The sequence below is a fragment of the Vibrio owensii CAIM 1854 = LMG 25443 genome (assembly GCF_000817815.1).
Lineage (GTDB): Bacteria > Pseudomonadota > Gammaproteobacteria > Enterobacterales > Vibrionaceae > Vibrio > Vibrio owensii.
In genome coordinates this window covers 58,344-77,242 of record NZ_JPRD01000013.1, presented here as the reverse complement: position 1 = coordinate 77,242, position 18,899 = coordinate 58,344, and the positions used below count along the sequence as shown (strand labels likewise).

Sequence of the window (18,899 nt, the reverse complement as noted above, 5' to 3'; positions counted from 1 at the left end):
TCTTTTCCTATTTATCCCTAAAAGCAAAAAAGGCGTTACAGAGTGTACTGCAACGCCATGTCTTGCTTCGATTAAATTCGACTTAAATCCAATCGAATCAGTCTGTAATTAGAGCTTAAAAGTCTGCTGTCATACCAACATAGTAAGTACGCGGTGCTTCAACATAACCGATGTTTTCTAGCTCTCTTGATACACTTTCATCAGTTAAGTTAGTGATACCCGCACGAATACGTAGTGCATCGTTCACATGGTAAACCGTACCTAAATCCATCGTGGTGTAAGCGTCTTGCGTTAGCTGAGAATCAATCTTACGGTCACCACGGTAGCGTGCGCTCGCAAACAGGTTCAAATCTTGAGTTGGGTACCAGTTTAGGCGAGCAAATGCAGAGTGCTTGTAACGCTCGTTCAGCTCTTCACCTGTCGACTTATCTTCGGTGTCTAAGTAAGTGTAGTTACCAGACATCGCCCATTGCTCATTGAACTGAATGCTACCCGTTAGCTCCACACCTTGGATAACGGCTTTCGATACGTTTTGGTAAGACTTGTACGGGTTAGACAGTTCACGATCGATTGGGTCGCCATTGTCATCAATACAGCTCATTACTGCGCTCGACCACGTACCAACTTCACAGAAGATGTCTGTCTGTTCGATTAGGTTTTCGATTTCGTTACGGAATACCGCGCCTTCAAGGTTCCAGTTACGACCGCTGTATAGCGCCGAGAACTCGTAGTTCACGCTGGTTTCTGCTTCCAGATCTTCGTTACCTACGATATTACAGTTACCTTTACAGCTGCTCATCGAGAAGTCTGGGTGGTTTTGCGTCATGGTCGGTGCTTTAAATGCTTTACCCACACCACCTTTAAGTACCAAGTCATCCGTTGTTTGGTGTACTAGGTACACACGCGGGCTGAACTCTTCGCCGTAGTGCTCGTGCTTGTCTAAACGACCACCAATCGTCGCCATCAGCGTATCGGTCATTTCCCATTGGTCTTGGATAAATACCGCACCTTGGTAAGCTTCTGCTTTGTTACCCACGATGTGCTCTGGATTGGTTAGCTCGCTAGTTTGGTAGTCCACACCAAACGTCACGGTGTGGCTTTCACCTAGGTAAGTCGTTGCTGACGCTTCAAAAATTTGTGTGAGTTCTTCAATTGAATCAGCACCATCGTTTGCCGCTTCAATGTTCTCTACGTTTTCACGTGAGTAACGAACTTGCGTATCACCCCAAGACCAAAAACCGGTGTGCGATAGCGCTTGGCTGTTACGTTTAACACGAGACTCCGAGAACAGAACCGTTGTGCCACTTTCTGCTGCGGTATCACGTTCGTCGTCACTGTAACCAAGGTCAAGATCGATAAATTGATTGTCCGCCAAATGCCATGAAAGCGTACCGAACATCGCTAAACTATCGCGATCTTCAAGTGCAGTGACCTCTTCACGGTCGATGCCGCCTTTCTCGCCAGAGTATGGCTGCCATGCATTACGACTCGTTTGAGAAACAGAGAAACGAGCAAATAGTGTGTCTTCAATCAGAGCGCCCGACGTCGTTAGACCCACTGTGTACTCTTGACCACCATTGCCATCGTTTGGCGTGGTGTTGTCTAAGCTAAGCTGGGAGCTCCAATCGTTACTTGGTGACTTAGTGATGATGTTGATCGTACCGCCCATACCGTCAGAGCCGTAAAGCGCCGACATAGGACCACGGATGATCTCCACACGTTCAATTGAATCCATTGGGATCGCAGAAAGATCGAAGTCATTACCACGTACGATCGCACTTGCCGAACTCATGCGACGGCCATTTACCATGATCAGTGTGTATTTCGAATCCATACCACGAATCGAGATTTGCTGACGACCTGCACGTGTGCTGTCAAAGTCTGACTCCACGCTGGTTGCGTTAGACACGATGTCTGCCAGCGTGATGCCTGGATCGTTTTCGATGTCTTCAGCGGTGATCACCGACATAGAAGCTGGAGCATCTTTCAGCTCCATCTGGGTACGAGTTGCTGTTACAACAAGCTGCTCATCGGTTTCGATTGGCGTTGTATCAGCAAAGACGGAAAAAGAGGTACATAGCGCACCGATCACCACTGCTAATGGTTTTGGCGCAAACGGAGTCGTCTTCGACATGGTAAAAACCTATAAATTTTAATGGAACTTATAATGATAATGGTTCGCATTAAATAGCCTTTATTTGACGAAGACAAGCAACCGAGCATTTGTAGGATTAATTACCACTATGTCAAAAATGAATAATAATATTCTTTACCATTCAACCTCAGTTGAGCCATATATTTCCTTGAACAATGACTTAACCCAATTACACATCGGGTCGTTATGATAGCGCTTATGCCAGTATAAATAGACCGATTCACTGTCCATTCGAATCGCTTTTGGTACGGTTTTGGTGATCAATTTTCTGCCCTGACAAGCGTCTTGTGCAAACGGCGTTGGCAAGTGGAAAATCACGTCCGTTTGCTCGGCAATCGCTGGCGCAGCGTTGAAGTTTGAAAGCTGAACAGGAATCGATAATTGGCGCTTTTTATCCACCACACCAAGCTCAACAAAACGGTGATAAATCGACAGGGTTTTGCCACCTTGAAGTGAGATTTGACCGAAGTTGCAATCGAGCAGCATCTCCACCGTCAGCTCCTCAACATGGGCAAGTGGATGGGTTTCGCTCATCAAGAATCGGTAGTCGCGATTGGCAATTTTCATACGGTACAAATTCTGCTCAGAGCTAGGTGGCTCGGCGGTTGAGAGCACAAAATGTACATCCCCTGCGATCAGCGCATCGAAATGGCGTTTCGGGATGGAATCAATATCGACAATCATGTTCGACGCTTCTTCACGGATGCGCGAAACAATCGGTGGCAGTAAGAAAATCACCTGTGGAACCAAGCCGTAAAAACGGATCGTACCGTTGCTCTTTTCTGGCACAAATGACTGGCCGTACATCAGCTTTTCTAGCCCAGTTAACACCGTGTTCAAATCTTGCTTGATCACTTCCGCTTTTGGGGTCAGTTCATAGCCGTGTGCAGTACGTACTAACAGCTCATCGTTGAACAAGTTTCTGAGTTTCTGTAAAGAGCGGCTCACCGATGGTTGGCTCATATTGAGCGATACCGCGGTGTTGGAAACATGCTTCTCTTCAAGTAGGTGTTTGAGAATAAACAATAAGTTCAAGTCGACTTGAGCTAAATTCATTTTTTGAATACTCACTATTCCGCTAATTCTGTTGCTGCATATAGACTATCTGCTAATGTGTCTGCAATCAATAATCATTCTTATTTGATTTTAATCAAATAAGTTATACCGCTTTACGACTAATCTCGCGCTCTATTTTTTAAAGCATTATTTGTTTTTAAGGCACTATTTATTTTTAAAGCACTAATGCGAGATTGCATCGCACCTTTTGGAAATCATTATGTTTGGTAAAACTTCTCTTCGCGTAGCAACGGGAGCTTTGCTGCTTGCATTAGCTCCTATGGGGGCAATGGCTAAAACCTACCAACACAGCTTGGGCACAGTAGACATTGATGGCGTTCCACAACGCGTCGTTGTGTTGGGTTACGGCAGTTTAGACTACATTGATGCTTTGGGCGTAACACCCGTCGGCATGCCAAAGACGCTGCTGCCAAAGTCGCTAGAAAAATTCCAAATCGACTCGTTCGCAAACACGGGCAGCGTGAAAGAAGTGAACTTCGAAACGCTGTTTATGCTTAAGCCAGACTTAATCATCGCAGAAGGTCGCATGGCAGATATTTACAAAGATCTGAGCGACATCGCGCCAACTTACATGTTCCGTATCGACACCACCGACTACTGGAAAACAACCCAAGAACACTGGCGCACGCTGGGTGACATCTTCGACAAAGAAGAGCAAGCAGAGCAGTTGATTGAAGGCGTTCAAGAACAAATTAATCACCTGCACGCAAAAGTAGAAGCTCAGCCACCACGCACACTGACCGTCTCAAACAGCGGTAACAGCTTGGCGATGTTTGGCACCAACAGCCGTTTCTCATTTGTGTATGAAGAAGCAGGTTTTGCAACGTCAACTTCTGAGAACGTGAAATCTGTACCACGTACCCACGGCAACCTGATTTCATTCGAATACATTGCTGATGCGCAACCTGAGGTACTGCTTATCCTTGACCGCGAGCAAGCAATCGGTCAGAGCAGCGGTAAAGCAAAACAGCTGTTCGACAACGATCTTGTGAAGTCCACACCAGCGGCGAAAAACAACCGCGTGCTGTTTATGGACCCAGCAGCTTGGTACTTAACCGCAGGTGGCTACCAATCGACGCAAACCATGATTAAAGAGCTGAACCAAGTCATTGCTAACTAACAGATTCGGTTCAATCTCACTCTAAAAGATGACCTTTCCCGCTTCACGGTGCGAAAGGTCATTGTTGTTTTTATCACCCTATAAATACACCATGAAATTACATCATATCTTGGCTTTTTTATTGCTCGTCGTACTCGCCTGCGCCTCTTTGCTGGTTGGGGTGGCGAACGTTTCTCTCTCGCAGATTTTGGCCGGTGACAGCCACAGTTTGAACATCTTACTGGTTAGCCGATTACCCCGTTTGTTGGCGATTGTCTTAGCTGGCGCAGGCTTAAGTATCGCTGGTTTGATCATGCAGCAGATCGTACAAAACCGCTTTGCAGCCCCATCCACAACTGGCACCGTCGATTGGGCAATGTTCGGCTATATCGTCGCACTGATTCTGTTTGCAGACATGAGTAGTTGGGTCCACCTGATCACCATCTTCGCGTTCTCTGTGATTGGTACGGTGATCTTCGTGCGCTTCTTACAACGTTTGAAGTTTAAGAACACCGTGCTCGTCCCGCTGATAGGCATCATGTACGGCAATGTGGTTTCGTCCATGACCACTTTTATTGCCTACAAATACGATCTAGTACAGACCCTTGGTTCATGGACTGTGGCTAACTTTGCATCGGTACTGCGCGGTAACTACGAGTTCTTGTACCTTGCGCTCCCGGTTTCGGTTCTGGCTTACGCTTATGCCAACCGCTTTAGCGCAGCGAGTGTAGGCGAGAGCTTCGCGAAAAACATTGGTTTGAACTATCAACGCATTGTATTGGTTGGCGTCATTCTTGTGGCTGTGCTGTCGTCATCGGTGGTGATGATCGTTGGTATGATTCCGTTTCTTGGGCTTATCGTGCCAAACCTTGTCTCCTTGTTCATTGGTGACAACATGCGTCGTAACTTGCCTTGGACCGCATACGCAGGCGTGATTTTGGTGCTTACTTGCGACATCCTCGGTCGTCTTATCATCTTCCCTTACGAGATTCCAATTTCGATGATCATCAGCATCTTGGGTGGCTCAATCTTCATTTACCTAGTTCTGAGAGACAAATCGAATGCGTGATTCTATGAAAGTAACGCTGCTGGCAATCGCGGCGGTTTTGATTTGTGCGGTGTTCATCGGTAAAGGCTTAACGCCAGATAACTTCCAGTTCTTCTTGTCACGTCGCATCCCGAAAGTACTGGCGATTGTCTTGGCAGCAATGGCGATTGCGTCGTCGTCACTAATTTTCCAGACCATCACCAACAACCGAATCCTCACCCCTTCTATTCTGGGTTTCGATTCCATGTACGTGATGATTCAAGTGCTGCTTGTGGTGATGTTTGGTGGCTTGAGTGCTTTAGTCATCAACAGCAAGCTCAACTTCGTGTTGTCGACTGGCATCATGATAGTGTGTGCGATGACTTTGTTCAGCTTCTACTTCCGTGGTCGTCAGCGCAATATCTTCACCCTTTTGTTGATTGGTATCGTACTGAGCAGCTTGTTCAACAGTGTCACTGGTTTCTTCACCATGATCACCGACCCAGATGAGTTCACCTTCATCCAGAGCTCGATGTTCGCCAGCTTTAACAACATCAACAGTGAATTGGTGTACTGGTGTGTGGTTCCGATGCTGCTGTGTGGAGCATACCTAATGCGCATCGCCCACAAATTGGACGTAATGTGGCTTGGCGTCGACAACGCGAAAAGCCTCGGTGTGGATACCCACAAACTGACCATGCAAGTCATGTTCATCATCACTTTGATGGTGTCTATCTCAACCGCTTTGATTGGTCCAATTCTGTTCTTTGGTTTGATTGTTGTGGCTCTGACTCGCCAAATCTTCACTGGCTACCAGCATCGCTTATTGATTGTTGCAAGCTCAGTACTGTCAGTTGTGCTGCTGTCTGGCGGTCAATGGGTGGTTGAAAACCTGTTCGATTTCGACACCACCATCAGCGTTATTATCAACTTTATCGGCGGCGGCTACTTCTTGCTTCTGCTTATGAAAAACAAATTCGATTAAGGGTTCATCACATGATCCGTATTCAAGGTCTTAGCAAAAAATACAACGAAAAATACGTGGTAAAAAACGCCGATGCCCTTTTTCCACTTGGTAAAGTAACCAGCATTATTGGCCCTAACGGCGCGGGTAAAAGTACCCTGCTATCTATGGCGAGCCGTCTAACAGAAAGCGATGCTGGTAGCGTCGTGATTGGTGATAAGCCGCTTGACCAATGGAACACCGAAGACTTGGCAAAGCGCCTATCAGTACTGCGCCAATCAAACAACATCAACATGCGCTTTACGGTGCGTGATTTGGTGGCGTTTGGTCGCTTCCCCTACTCGCAAGGTCGTCTGACAGAAGAAGATCACCGCATCATTGATGAATCGATGCAGCATTTGGAAATCGACCATTTGAAAGATCGCTTTATCGACCAACTGTCGGGCGGTCAGCGTCAAATGGCGTTTATTGCTATGGTGGTGGCGCAAGATACCGACTACATCTTCTTGGATGAGCCGCTGAATAACCTCGACATCAAACACTCCGTCGACATCATGAGTACGCTACGCAAGCTTGCGGAAATGAAGAACAAAGCCGTAGTGATCGTGATTCACGACATCAACTTTGCGTCTTGTTACTCTGACCACATCGTGGCAATGAAACTTGGTGAAGTCATCAAAGCGGGCTTGGTTGAAGAAGTGATTGATGCCGACGTGCTGAGCGATATTTACGAGATTCCATTTATCGTGCAAGAGATTAACGGCAACCGTATTTCGTTGTACTACCGACGTTAACGTAACCAATCTGATTCCAAGGGCGGCCTCGTGTCGCCTTTTTTAATTTTGGTCAATGAAAAAGCGTTAAACGCGGAAAAGCGGTGTGTCTCGGCGGCAATAATGATACTGTACTGAACAGTTTTATTTAGATTGATTTAGTTATGCGCGCATCTACTGAAAAGAAAAGAACTCGAATCATCGAAGTGGCAACCGAGCTGTTTATTGAACAGGGTTACAAGGACACGTCACTCGATCAAATCGTTGCGATTTGTGGTGGTTCAAAACAGACCCTGTATCGCTACTTTTCCAACAAAGAAGGGCTGTTTGTTGAAGTGCTCGCACATAACACCAAGATCAGTCTAGAGTCCGTTTTCCAACTTGCCGATAAACAGAACGAACCTCTAAGAGAAACCTTAGAAGACTTCGCCAAAAAGTATCTACGTGGTATTTGCTCTAACCCAATCCTATCGCTTTATCGCATCATCTCTGCTGATTTTAATAAACATGACTCGGTTCCAAATCAGTTTTGGCAAACCGGGCCGCAGCGTATTCACCAATACTTAATTGAGTTTCTAAAAACCGAAACCATCAGCCAGCAACTTAACATCGATGATGCCGATTTAGCCTGTGGTCAGCTACTCGCGCTGATCAAAATGGATTACCAGAATATGGCACTGATGGGCTTTGATTTCTTGAGCGATGAAGAATTGGATTCGCATACACAAAAAGCGGTGACGGCGTTCCTTAAACTTTATCAGCGATAAGAACCTCAAAACTAAAAAAACAAAGGGAGCACATTGGCTCCCTTTGTTCTTTTACGGCTTAGTTACCGAGTTGCTTGGCTGGCTATTTGTTCTGTTTACATAACCTCAGTGCGCTTCTTGTTTTGCGGCTAGCTTCTTACCAATCAACAAGATTGGCGCAAGCGCAAAAATAGAGACAATAAACATCACCAACGAATTACTCAGCGCTAATGTCGTAGCTTGCTCTTTCACAACCGCACTAATTTGGCTCATGCCGAGTGCCGGATTAGGTAAGCGACCATGAGTCAGAATCGCACTGCTCAATGCCTGTTCATACGCCGCAAACACATGGTTTGAACCGTCCAGAGTGCGACCGATTTCGCCCGATGCTTGCGCGCTGTGGCTTTGAATCACACGGGAGAAAGACGCCCCGCCAATCACCCCGCCCATGGTTCGGAACAGATAGAAGTTAGCAATGCCTTCTAAACGCTGTCCTACTTGGAAGTACATAAGCACAGCAATCGTCACCGACACATTCAACAAACCAACACCAAAACCACGCAGCAACATTGGGATGGGTAGTGACTCTGTGCCAACAAAACTTGGTAATTGGCTGAACTCGTGCACCGACAACAAAATCATCAGCACGCCAAAAGGCACCACAGCATCCGCCAACGGGCGGCGGAAGTAATACACCAATACACTCACCAGCATGCCGACCAACATGGCGTAAAACGATGGTAATTGCGCATAGCCCGCATTGAGGCTGTTGTAGTGCATCGCCATTTTTAGGAAGTTGGCAAACAGCACTGTACTTGCCATCACGGCAAAGCCCGCAAGAAAGGCGTTATACATAAACACGTTGGTCTTTAACTTACCGTGCAATTGCATCGACGCAGTATCCAATTGGCGCGTTTTCACCAACTGATACACCGCCAACAAAGCTAGTGCCGCAGCCACTGAAGAAGCCTGTACAAACCAGTCTGAATCCAACCAGTTGTAGTAGCTGCCACGCATGAGTAGGAACACCACCAAACTCATTGTCAACGAGAGTACGAGGTACATCGAGCCTGAGGATTTTGGCTTGGTTTCAATCTCAATCGCCTGAGGTTTGTACACGCCGATCATCACTAGAGCTGAAAAGTACAACCAAGCCGAGGCAACGTTCAAAAACGACCAATCAAACACTTCGACAATCTCAGCCACCAACCACGGATAAGCGCCCATTGGTAACAGTGTTGAGAAGATCAGTGTCAGCGCAATAATCGCAGGCAACCAACGCTGCTCAAAGGTATTGAGTAGATAAAGGTTCACCACCACCAATAACATGCTCATGAAAAAGCCGCTTACTAGCCAAGTTAGCGTAAACAACAACGCATGCTGGCCAGTCCAATAGAGCGCAAGGTTTGTTACTAAACCCACCAGCAATGCAGAGTGTAATGGCAATGGCGTACCAAGCTTACGCACCAAGATTGGGGTAAACATAAACCCCAACACTTGAGTGATCATAAAGCCGATTTTCACTTGCTCGACTTCATCTGCGGACAAACCGGATGTGGCGGCCATCTCGTGGGACAGCTCAGTAAACATCACTGAATTGATCCCAAAAGCCGCAATGGCGAACAGCGCAAAAATCAGCAATGGTGAACGTGTTTTCATGGCGATTAACCTTGCGTTGCGGTCTCAATCGATACTTCAGCCGACAAGCCAGGGTAGATGCGCTGTTTCAGCTCTTGTGGGATATCCAACTCAATACGCACTGGCACACGCTGTACTACTTTCACAAAATTACCGGTCGCATTTTGCGGTGGTAACAAACTAAACTGCGCATCTGTTGCAGGGGTAATAGAAGATACACGACCATGCAACGGATGATCAGGGAACATGTCTAACACCACTTCTACATCTTGCCCTTGTGCGACGTTCTCTAGTTGAGTCTCTTTGAAGTTTGCCTCAATCCAAACGTAATCCGGCACCATCACAATCAAACCCATGCCCGGTTGAACAAACTTACCTACTTGCACTTGTCTGTCTGCCACATAACCATCAAAAGGCGCTCGAACGATGGTTCGCTCAAGGGCGATATTTACCAGTCTCAGGTTCGCTTCGGCTTGTTTGCGTTGCGCGGTTAGCTGCATCTTTTCTGTTACTAGTGCATCAAGCTGTTTCTGTTCAGCGGCTAGCGCTAGCTTGGCTAGTTTCAAGATTGCTGCTCGCTTCAATAGAACGCGTTCTTTGCGCTTCAAATTGGTTCTTACTCACCGACTGCTTTTGTACCAAGCGTGAAAGACGTTTGAACTCCGCCGCTTGATGTTCCGCGTTGGCACTTGCACTGTGAATGCCCTGCTTCGCCTGCTCAATCTTTACCAACTGCATTTCGGTTTTGGTTTGGTTTGCGGTCAGCGCAGCTTTTGCAACATCTAGTGCCGACTTCGCGATTTCTTGGTTGGCAATGAAATCTTCATCATCAATCGAAAATAGCGGTGCACCTTTGCTGACCCACTGGTTATCTTCGACAAAAAGTTGGCTTACCTGCCCACCAACTTCCGGAGAAATCGCCGTCACATCCGAGTGAACATAAGCGTTATCAGTGGTCACCGTATTCGGTTGGTATAACGCACAACCTGCAGCGACTAACGAACCAATAACAAGCGACAACGCAATGACTTTCTTCTTCATTTTTGAAACCCAACTTAATGATTCTCACAAACCGTACTGTACCGTACAGTTTTAGTAAAGATACATTTGATCATTGATAAGAAGAAAAGATCCATACCACTGATTTTTATCGATCTTATTTGGTGGCCACTTTTGGATGAAAGAGAAGGAATTGAAGGGCTGTCGCAAGAAAAACAAAAAAGGCGACACCGAGGTCGCCTTTTGATTATGAAGAAATGCTTCGAGATTGAAGCCGGTGAATCACGCTTATTGCTGCGCTACCGTCACTTGTGGTTTGGTTGAGCTTGTGTAGTCGAAGTCAAACACAATGCCATCTTTGGTTACGTCCAAAGCCATACCACCGATAAGCTCACCTTGTAGGCTCATCTTCACGTCTTCCGGTACTGGCTCGCCAGACACTTCTGACGCTGTTTCAATTACTTCCAGCACGCGGTCTGAGTCCATAGTGAAGCTCAATAGACCATTGGCCGTTAGCGGTTGAGCCATGACTTTCTCACTTGCTGCCGCTGCTGCCTCACCACTGTAAAGCGTTAGGTGGCTGCCGTTTAGACGAGCAAATACATCCATTGGTTTACCCGCGTATGGTTCAAGCAGACCACCGATGTTCACTGGTTGGTTATCCGGTTGGATTTGAATCTGTGCCAGCTCAGGCATGAACATTTGTGCCGTTTGCAGCAGCATGTTTGGATCGTCCGCTGAGATAGAGAAGATCGCATCCAGCTGACCTAGCTCAGGTCCGTATTGGCCATTCATGTTCACATCAAGACCGAACATTTCCATGCTCAAACCTTTCAGGCCATTTGCCATACCCGCGCCCATGCTGATCGCCGGAGCTGGGTTTTGACCACGCATGTCATTTTGCGCCTGCGCTAGGATTGAACACTGGTACTCAGGGGTCGTTAAATCTGTCCAGATCTTACCAATCGCAGGTGCCAACGTTGCCACGTCTAGACCTAATGCCACGCTAAACATGCTCTGCTCACCATTTGATTCCGCTAAGACACCGCGCACTGATTGCAATGCTTCAAGAATCACTTGGTTTTTCGATTCAACAACAAAGCCGCCGTTGATGCGAGCTTTATCGTCACCCGCACTGTACTCGGCAAACGCGACCATTTGCGGCCAGTTTTCAACGATTTGAGTGAACTCAGTGTGACACGCAGGAGAACGCAGTTGCTCTAGCGTTGGGTCAGAGTCTGCCATCTTCAGTTGGCGCGCCATTCTGTTGCCATCAAGTGTCGTTAGACCTTTAATGATTTCGCGGATGTCGAAAATACCGAATGAGTTGTTGCTCGCACCGTATTTAGTTTGTACCGCTTCAAGACGGCCAGAATCAACGATGCTGCTCTTCGGAGATTCAAGACCAAAAGCCAGTTTAAGTGGATTCTCAACACCAAGTTCAGGAATGTCGAAAGTTACGGTCAGGACGTTGTTAACCACTGCCACCGCCAGACCAATACCCAATTGTGGGTCTTGCGAATCCGTCAGCTCGTAGCGGCGGAACTCAACCGTATCTAGCTTCACAAGCTCATGCTGGATGCCAGCAAGTTGCTCTTGCTCATCCAAGGTTTTCCAAAGCGCTGCAGGGTTCTCTAGCTGTACCTTGTAAACAGGAACAAGGCCTAGGGTGTACATAATTGGGCTCACCATATCGCCCGTACCTAAGAAGGCTTTCAAGCTCTCAGGAGAAGACGCCGCAGCCATGTACGCATCCAAGAAGTTAACCGCAAACTCTAAACCAGGAGTCAGATCTTCTTCTGCGAACAGTTCTCCCATTGGTGGTTGCTGCGACGTACCGAATGCGTTCATGTACTCGTAGTGATTAAAAGGTTCCGTTTGGTAGGTAATCAACAAGGTATCCGCTGGAACTTGGGAAAGTAGCGAGGTTGAAGATTCACCTTGGGCAAGGTTATTTTGGTACACATACGCGGCACCGCCTGCTGCTGCGACCACTGCAGTAGCTAATAATAGTTTTTTCACGACCAACTCCGTTGTCTTAGTTTTATTTCCTCAAACCAACAGATTGGTTTGAGTGAGCATTAAGCCCCGAATAAATGCTTGGGAAGGATGACAATTTTCGGCATTTATTCATCTGCAATGCCATGATAAACGGCCTAACAGAGTTATCTATTTGCTGAATGCCAATTTCTTAAGATATCCAACATTTATAAGATGAACCGTGAAGTTGGTTAAATTGCGCGACCGCACTATTAGCAAGTTACTCAATAAAATTTCATAAATGCTATACCCTATCGGCCAAAATCCACGCAATATTAAATCCAATTACCGATTTTTCTCTATTGTCTGAAAACAGCTCACGACCTGACATTTTCGTCGATTCCTCCTCTAGAAGACGGTCGTACTTTTACTTAAAGTCAGAGCTATCAATAACGAATGTTGAACGTCTATCGCGCCATTAATCACCATGAAAGATCAGCTGACTATCTCTATTTCCAACATCAATGGCTCTAAGCATTGGTACTTCAGCAAAGCCATGCAGCGCAACTTTAAAACGGGCTTGGTGGCATTTCTTTTGGGATTAACCGCAACCGCTATCTTGATCAATCATCTCTATTCTCAGGTCGATAACGCCGTACTTGAGCAAGCAAAGTTAACCGAGCAATCGCGCAGTATGGGTCAGGAGTTAAGTGAGCTAAAGGCTTTGAAATCAGAGCTTGAGAATGACCTCTCAGAGCGAGAAGAGCGCGTTCAATTGGTCTCGGAGCGTTTAGGCGAATTGGAGAAAGTGCTCGGTGTCGCCAACGAATCCAACACTGAGAGTTTGGATGCGCGCTTTGATACTGCCGCTATCACGTCTAATGTTCGAATGGTGATGCTCAACCAGATCCCTAACGGCTCTCCAGTCGGTAAAGCACGGCTTTCATCGGGGTTTGGCAAGCGCATTCATCCGGTTACCAAAAAAACAAAAATGCACCGTGGGCTAGATTTCGCGGTTAACACTGGCACCAAAGTGTATGCCTCAGCTGATGGCGTAATAGAAACCACACGCCGAAGTAGCAAAGGGTATGGAAACTTACTGCATATACAGCATTCCTTTGGCTTTTCGAGCGCTTATGCCCACTTGAAAGAGTTCAAAGTCAAAACCGGTGAGTTCGTCAAAAAAGGCCAGCTCATCGCCATTTCTGGTAACACCGGGCTCTCTTCTGGTCCTCACCTTCATTATGAAGTGAGATTTATTGGAAGAGCCGTAAACCCAAGGCCATTCGTGGATTGGAACCTCAATAATTTTGAAGACATCTTTACCAAGGAGCGAAGAATACGATGGGAATCTTTAATCAAAACCGTGGAACAACGAGTGGCTCATCAGCTTCAACTCTCATCGCCAAAGGCTGTTCTGTTAGCGGAGAACTCAAAGTCAGGTTGATGGCATCATCGAAGGCCAATTGCACGTCGAAGGCACATTGGTCGTCGCAGAGAGTGGCCGTGTTAAAGGCGACATCTACGCGAAACAACTGATCGTCAATGGCCTGCTTGATGGTAACTGCCATGCTGAACACATCCAAGTGCTAGCAAAAGGCCGTGTCAGTGGCAAAATTTGGAGTAACAACCTGAGTATTGAAGCAGGCGGCAAGTTCTTTGGAGAGGCCGCAGAGCTACCAGAAAAAGAAGTGGTGACGCTGAAAGAGAAGTCCACTGAAACCAATAAAACGGATAAGTCACAAGCTCGCAAAAGCGTGTAATTGCAGCAAAATGGAAGGGCACAAATTGGTGCTCTTTAAAACAGGTCCTTTTTTGATCCGACTAAGTTGCGAGGAAAATTAGCCCCTTCCCTAATACAACTGATGCTTTCTTCGCCTAAAGTCAGCGAATTGTGAAACTTCATCCACATCAGAAAATATTGCTAGCTGTTTTTCATTCCTCTCGACTATGATTCGCGCTCCTGTGTTTTGGTGATTTTTTAAATGAGAATTTATACCGCTATTATCACGGCAGCATTGGCTGCAACAACACTTATCGCTCCTGCACACGCAGACGATAAATTCACTTTAGGTCGTACTATCTTGCTTGAGCACGGTAACCTAGCTGCAAAAATCCCAATGGTGATTTGCCGCAACACCAATGCGATCAAAGTGAAAGCAGAGAAAGACCTAGAACTAAGAAAGGTCGTTGTGCGATTCCAAAACGGTGACGAGAAAACCATTCGCTTCCACCGTGATCTAAAGAAAGACAAGATGACGGACTGGCGTTACTTCGGTTACCGTCGCTGTGTGAAAAACATCGAAGTGTACGGTAACTCAGAAGGCTCTAAAGCGGGCGTACGCGTTTACGGTAAAGAGAAGAACGATTAATCGTTACTAACGTCAGTTAAACCTGATTTACTCGTAATAATATAAACGATAAAGGCCCTCTGCTAAAGGGCCTTGAACATTCTATAGGGAGTAAAAAGTGGTTTCGATTACTGCGCTTGTTGCTGCTTCATCGCTTCTAACTTTTTAAGCTGCTCTTGTTGACGCTTCTCTAGCGTCGACTTTTGCTCTGCAGTTAGAACATTGTAGATGTCGTGCTGTGCTTTAAGTTGAGCCAACTGCGTGTCCAGCTGTTTTGCATGCGCTTGTTGGATAAGTTGCTTGGCTTTTGCTTCATCAAAAGAAGACGCTTTCACTAACTTCTCGAACTGCTTCGCACTTTCTTGTACTGCTTTAGGATCCTGCTGACCCGCTAGTTTGCTGCTTAAATTGATTTGAATTTCTTCAATCTTCGCTTGTTGATCAGCCGTAATGCTCTCTAAACCGAATGGTTTTGGCGCTGCAGGTTGAGTTGGTGCTGCTTCTGCAAATACATTTGCGCTGCTTAGTAGTAGAATCGTCGACAATAGGTAGCGTTTCATTGGGGGAACCTTCATTAACTTCAGTTTGGAGTTAGGTGAGACTCAATCGATACCACATGGTTTCCTGTACCTGACAAATATGAGACTTTCCGTCACAAAATAAGCAAAGACTGATATGACAAAAACGACAAATAATTTCCAATTTCCTTCGTCTTTTTCTTTTGTCCGTCGTCTTAGTCGTTGTTTAACCCTAATTTAAGAGCTTATGTTTACCTTTAAACCTGCAATCATCGAGATTGATCACCACCAAATCACCCTTTCACCTGACGACCAAAACCTGGTTGAGGTGGCACGCAAGGTCAAAGTGAATATCGCCGCACCTTGTTTGAAGAACAAACGTAAACACGGTTGCTGTCATGTATGCAAAGTGGAAGTGGACGGTGAGCCTCGTTACGCTTGCAAGGTAAAACCTAAGTCGGGGATGAAAGTCGTGGTGCGTCGCCCTGATCTTGATGCAGCAAGAAAAGAAGCCGTTAAAGCTTACAAGCAACAAATAAAGACAGGCGAAACTACGCCTTGCCAGTGCGGTTAAAACGGGTAATCGAGTTTACCTTACCGCGCAAAAACAATGGGCGACACGAATGTCGCCCTTTTTGATGATTATTGTTGGGGATTTAAAATGATGGTGGTACGTTTGGCTTTGCTACCAAAGGCCTGTTTCGCTTTCGCCCTCACCTCTTCTAACGTGACGCTTTGCGCTGCTTTATCAACATCCAGCAAGACATCAAGCCCGTAATCATGCACTAAGTAGCGAGTGTATGACCAACTGCGTTGTCCCGGATTGTCATCCATGTCTTTCATAGAAACAGCAAGTTGCTTGGCAGCCGTATCGACTTCTTTTTGCGTGATGTTTTTCGCTAAACCATCAAAGATTTTATCCAGCTGAGCGTCCATCTTGTCGACGTCTTTTGGATCGATTTGTGATTCAAAGAACCAATCCGATACTTGTTCTCTATCTTGTGTAATTGGGTAGATACCAGGGCTGTAATCCAAGCTTGCTTCTTCACGTAATTGTGCAGTAACACGTGCAGCAGCGATGCGTTGCAGCATGTCTTCAACCACCGTATCACGCGCCATTCTAGGTGACTCACGCTCATTGGTTAAACGCAGCAAATACAGCGAAGATGGCTCGTTACCTGCGGCCATGACCAAACGACTTTTCGCATTGGGATCAAACTCAATATGGTAATCCACAGGCGTGGCCGGTTTTAGATCAATCGATGCAACATACTTACGCAGCAACGGTGTGATCTGCTCAGGCTCGACATCGGCTACGATGATCATTTTGTAACCGTAGTTATGCTTGAACAAGGCTTCATGCATCGCAAACACTTGATCCGGTGTGACGTTCTCTGCGCCATTGATGGACAAAAGGCGATGGCGACTGTTCGGCAAGTATGCGTTTTCATTTGCGGCTTTAATCCACTGGCCCATTGGTGATTCAAAGAAAGCACGTCGCTGCTGAACGTATTCACGTTTTACCGCTTCGAGTTGACGCTCATCGACTTTGATTTCCGTCGCCACGTTATACAGACCATTCATGGCACTGGCTAAATGTGCTTTGGGTGTGATGACCTCAATGCCGTGATTCGTCGGCCCAAGGATTGGGAAGAGTGAAATGTCGTTTTTGCGCAAGTAGCTGTCGAGTTCAGAACCTGAGAAATCCCCCAACCCACTGCGTGCCGCTGCCATGGTCGCCACTTCAAACGCAGGATAGAGTGATTTATCAAGTGCAGCCTTACCACCTTGGCTAGCCAAGTAAATGTAGGCTCGGTTCGCCGCTTTCTCATCTTTCTGGAACCAAACTTCGATGCCATTTGAGAGTGAGTAAACTTGGAAACCGCCTTTCTCTTCTCGAACGGCGGTGATGTCACCTTCTTTAGTTGGCTGAATAAAACCATCGGTTTTCGCGTACATCTCAAGCGGCTTTTCACCGGCTTGTGCGTAAGCTGCGCCTAACAACGCAAACTCACCTGCGAACTGTTCTTTGTTTTCCGTTCTACCTAATCCCACCACAAAATTCGCCGGTTCCGATAACAGGGCTTCTAACTCGTTGTTCGCGTGGTTAAGGTCATTGGCAGCGACAAAGGTGGCTAAGCTTTGCTCATACCCTTGTTTGGATTGTGATACTGAATCTCGCTCCAATTGATACACTCGCGCTTCTGCATAACCAGCAGGCTTTCGCTTCGCCCAATCAGCATCTAGGTTAGACAGTTCGCCATACCAACCCGACATCACGCCATCCAGTTCCTCTTGAGTCACACCGTAATCACGCAGCGAGGTCAGAGTATTCAAGAAGATTTGTTGGATGTTGTCACGGCGCTCAGGAGCAAAAGACACCCCTGCCGACATCATGCGATGATAGTTGGAAGAATAAGGTTGCGCATAAGCGTATTGGAACGATTCCGCCGCATCATTCAACACCGTCAGTAAGCGTTGTTGGATCAACTGAGCACTCAACTCATCTTGCCAAGCTTTGTGTTGTTGCTGCATGGTTTGTCGAGTAACAGAATCCCGATCGATGACCAAATGCAGGCTCGGTGATTCCATCTTACTGCTTGGTAAAATGCGATTAGCGTTATTCACTCGAATATCACGACGCTTTTCTACTGCCGCATTAGAAATGCTTTCCCAATTAGAAAATTTGTTCTCAATGATCTTTGAGATGGATTCGACATCAACATTACCTGTGACAATTAACTCTGCGTATTGCGGCTGATACCACTTGTCATAGAACGCTTTTAGCGCTGGCGATGTCGTGCTCTCTATTGAGCTACGCGTGCCAATCGGATCGTGCTCCGCATAAGGCGTGCCTTCAATAGAAGCTTGGTACGCGTTAAAAGATAGGGATTTATCATCAGGCCGCGCACGACGCCACTCTCCTAAAATCACCCCTTTCTCTTTTTCTACCTGCGTTGGGTCGAACTCGATGCCATCACTGATATCACGCATCCACGTTAGCGCATCATCCAGTTTACTCGGATTAGCAAGATCAAGCTTGTAAGTCGTCTGTTGATAAGTCGTCGTGGCATTAATATCTGCCCCAAAGCTGCCGCCTGATGCTTCAAACAGCTTTACAACATCATTGCCAGAAAAGTGAGTGCTGCCGTTGAAGGCCATGTGCTCAATAAAATGCGCGTAGCCTTTTTGAGTCGCGTCTTCTTGGAAGGAGCCAACGTTCATCATCAAACGTACCGAGACTTCTTCATCTTGGGTTGGATAAATGTGGTATTTCATCCCATTAGGCAGTTGATCAACGTACCAATTCGGATCGGTTTGAAGCGGTGTCGATTGGGGAGTCAGAGCACACCCTGACAGCAACAATGCGGTGAGTAACAACGTGCTACGCATAACTATCGTCCCTAATAATAATCAATTGAGGCAATATATCGAGCACGCCATATGCTTGATATTTAATATGAAAACTACGCCTGAATAGTAAGATCTAGCTCACATTTTATAAAATAAGAAGGTTTTACAACGTCTTAGATAACACTTCGCCATTAATCAAGTTAGCGCAAAAAGGCAAT

15 protein-coding genes and 1 pseudogene are annotated in these 18,899 nt (G+C 46.5%); 9 read left to right on the top strand and 7 right to left on the bottom strand.

All coding sequences use genetic code 11. The features are described from left to right. Window positions 1-115: 115 nt before the first annotated feature. The gene (locus H735_RS07620) at window positions 116-2,134 is read right to left on the bottom strand and encodes a TonB-dependent receptor domain-containing protein (RefSeq protein ID WP_020195587.1); all 2,019 of its coding nucleotides are present in this window, start codon (window positions 2,132-2,134) and stop codon (window positions 116-118) included. Window positions 2,135-2,269: 135 nt separating this feature from the next. Next, window positions 2,270-3,211, bottom strand: a complete 942-nt coding sequence (locus H735_RS07615; RefSeq protein ID WP_020195586.1) for a LysR family transcriptional regulator — start codon at window positions 3,209-3,211, stop codon at window positions 2,270-2,272. Between the two features lie 220 nt (window positions 3,212-3,431). Here H735_RS07615 and H735_RS07610 point away from each other — a divergent pair, with 220 nt between their 5' ends. From H735_RS07610 to H735_RS07590, 5 genes are all read left to right on the top strand, one after another. Further along, on the top strand, window positions 3,432-4,352 hold the full coding sequence (locus H735_RS07610) for a siderophore ABC transporter substrate-binding protein (protein WP_005434328.1): 921 nt from the start codon (window positions 3,432-3,434) through the stop codon (window positions 4,350-4,352). 91 nt (window positions 4,353-4,443) lie between these two features. Further along, window positions 4,444-5,400: an ABC transporter permease gene (locus H735_RS07605; protein WP_005429179.1), complete on the top strand. Its 957-nt coding sequence runs from the start codon at window positions 4,444-4,446 to the stop codon at window positions 5,398-5,400. Further along, the gene (locus tag H735_RS07600; RefSeq protein WP_020195585.1) at window positions 5,393-6,343 is read left to right on the top strand and encodes an iron chelate uptake ABC transporter family permease subunit; all 951 of its coding nucleotides are present in this window, start codon (window positions 5,393-5,395) and stop codon (window positions 6,341-6,343) included. Before H735_RS07605 ends, H735_RS07600 begins: the two co-directional genes overlap by 8 nt. Window positions 6,344-6,354: 11 nt before the next feature. Continuing rightward, a complete protein-coding gene (locus H735_RS07595) occupies window positions 6,355-7,116 on the top strand; it encodes an iron ABC transporter ATP-binding protein (protein ID WP_005434322.1) in 762 nt (253 codons plus the stop codon). A gap of 143 nt (window positions 7,117-7,259) precedes the next feature. Beyond that, complete coding sequence (locus H735_RS07590) at window positions 7,260-7,862, top strand: TetR/AcrR family transcriptional regulator (RefSeq protein WP_020195584.1); 603 nt, start codon at window positions 7,260-7,262, stop codon at window positions 7,860-7,862. A 105-nt stretch (window positions 7,863-7,967) separates the two neighbouring features. Here H735_RS07590 and H735_RS07585 read toward each other — a convergent pair whose 3' ends face one another. From H735_RS07585 to H735_RS07575, 3 genes and pseudogenes are all read right to left on the bottom strand, one after another. Further along, entirely contained in the window at window positions 7,968-9,500 is a 1,533-nt protein-coding gene (locus H735_RS07585; RefSeq protein WP_020195583.1) for an MFS transporter, read from the bottom strand. 5 nt (window positions 9,501-9,505) lie between these two features. After that, window positions 9,506-10,520: pseudogene (locus H735_RS07580) on the bottom strand (HlyD family secretion protein). A gap of 246 nt (window positions 10,521-10,766) precedes the next feature. Next, window positions 10,767-12,500 (bottom strand): hypothetical protein, encoded by a 1,734-nt coding sequence (locus H735_RS07575; protein WP_020195582.1) that lies wholly within the window; start codon window positions 12,498-12,500, stop codon window positions 10,767-10,769. Between the two features lie 445 nt (window positions 12,501-12,945). Between H735_RS07575 and H735_RS07570 the strand changes: the two genes are divergently transcribed. The 3 genes from H735_RS07570 (at window position 12,946) to H735_RS07560 (ending at window position 14,830) form a co-directional block, all read left to right on the top strand. Continuing rightward, the gene (locus tag H735_RS07570) at window positions 12,946-13,905 is read left to right on the top strand and encodes a M23 family metallopeptidase (protein WP_020195581.1); all 960 of its coding nucleotides are present in this window, start codon (window positions 12,946-12,948) and stop codon (window positions 13,903-13,905) included. A 19-nt stretch (window positions 13,906-13,924) separates the two neighbouring features. Next, window positions 13,925-14,221 carry a bactofilin family protein gene (locus tag H735_RS07565; RefSeq protein ID WP_020195580.1) on the top strand — a complete coding sequence of 99 codons (297 nt, stop codon included), beginning with the start codon at window positions 13,925-13,927 and terminating at the stop codon, window positions 14,219-14,221. Window positions 14,222-14,443: 222 nt separating this feature from the next. Beyond that, window positions 14,444-14,830 (top strand): DUF2541 family protein, encoded by a 387-nt coding sequence (locus tag H735_RS07560; protein ID WP_005434277.1) that lies wholly within the window; start codon window positions 14,444-14,446, stop codon window positions 14,828-14,830. Window positions 14,831-14,937: 107 nt separating this feature from the next. Here the strand turns inward: H735_RS07560 and H735_RS07555 are convergent, their stop codons facing one another. Further along, window positions 14,938-15,369: a Spy/CpxP family protein refolding chaperone gene (locus H735_RS07555; RefSeq protein ID WP_009706585.1), complete on the bottom strand. Its 432-nt coding sequence runs from the start codon at window positions 15,367-15,369 to the stop codon at window positions 14,938-14,940. 205 nt (window positions 15,370-15,574) lie between these two features. On the opposite strand from H735_RS07555, the gene H735_RS07550 reads away from it, so the two are divergent. Beyond that, window positions 15,575-15,901, top strand: coding sequence for a 2Fe-2S iron-sulfur cluster-binding protein (locus H735_RS07550; RefSeq protein WP_005434274.1), 327 nt, complete (start codon window positions 15,575-15,577; stop codon window positions 15,899-15,901). A gap of 68 nt (window positions 15,902-15,969) precedes the next feature. Here H735_RS07550 and H735_RS07545 read toward each other — a convergent pair whose 3' ends face one another. Then, on the bottom strand, window positions 15,970-18,720 hold the full coding sequence (locus tag H735_RS07545; RefSeq protein WP_020195579.1) for a M16 family metallopeptidase: 2,751 nt from the start codon (window positions 18,718-18,720) through the stop codon (window positions 15,970-15,972). Between the last annotated feature and the right edge of the window lie 179 nt (window positions 18,721-18,899).

Bases quoted from the DNA above. Each gene is read 5' to 3' on its own strand.
- H735_RS07600 (WP_020195585.1), top strand. From the start codon at position 5,393: ATGCGTGATTCTATGAAAGTAACGCTGCTGGCAATCGCGGCGGTTTTG.
- H735_RS07585 (WP_020195583.1), bottom strand. From the start codon at position 9,500: ATGAAAACACGTTCACCATTGCTGATTTTTGCGCTGTTCGCCATTGCG.
- H735_RS07615 (WP_020195586.1), bottom strand. From the start codon at position 3,211: ATGAATTTAGCTCAAGTCGACTTGAACTTATTGTTTATTCTCAAACAC.
- H735_RS07620 (WP_020195587.1), bottom strand. From the start codon at position 2,134: ATGTCGAAGACGACTCCGTTTGCGCCAAAACCATTAGCAGTGGTGATC.
- H735_RS07610 (WP_005434328.1), top strand. From the start codon at position 3,432: ATGTTTGGTAAAACTTCTCTTCGCGTAGCAACGGGAGCTTTGCTGCTT.
- H735_RS07605 (WP_005429179.1), top strand. From the start codon at position 4,444: ATGAAATTACATCATATCTTGGCTTTTTTATTGCTCGTCGTACTCGCC.
- H735_RS07550 (WP_005434274.1), top strand. From the start codon at position 15,575: ATGTTTACCTTTAAACCTGCAATCATCGAGATTGATCACCACCAAATC.
- H735_RS07590 (WP_020195584.1), top strand. From the start codon at position 7,260: ATGCGCGCATCTACTGAAAAGAAAAGAACTCGAATCATCGAAGTGGCA.
- H735_RS07555 (WP_009706585.1), bottom strand. From the start codon at position 15,369: ATGAAACGCTACCTATTGTCGACGATTCTACTACTAAGCAGCGCAAAT.
- H735_RS07570 (WP_020195581.1), top strand. From the start codon at position 12,946: ATGAAAGATCAGCTGACTATCTCTATTTCCAACATCAATGGCTCTAAG.
- H735_RS07595 (WP_005434322.1), top strand. From the start codon at position 6,355: ATGATCCGTATTCAAGGTCTTAGCAAAAAATACAACGAAAAATACGTG.
- H735_RS07560 (WP_005434277.1), top strand. From the start codon at position 14,444: ATGAGAATTTATACCGCTATTATCACGGCAGCATTGGCTGCAACAACA.
- H735_RS07545 (WP_020195579.1), bottom strand. From the start codon at position 18,720: ATGCGTAGCACGTTGTTACTCACCGCATTGTTGCTGTCAGGGTGTGCT.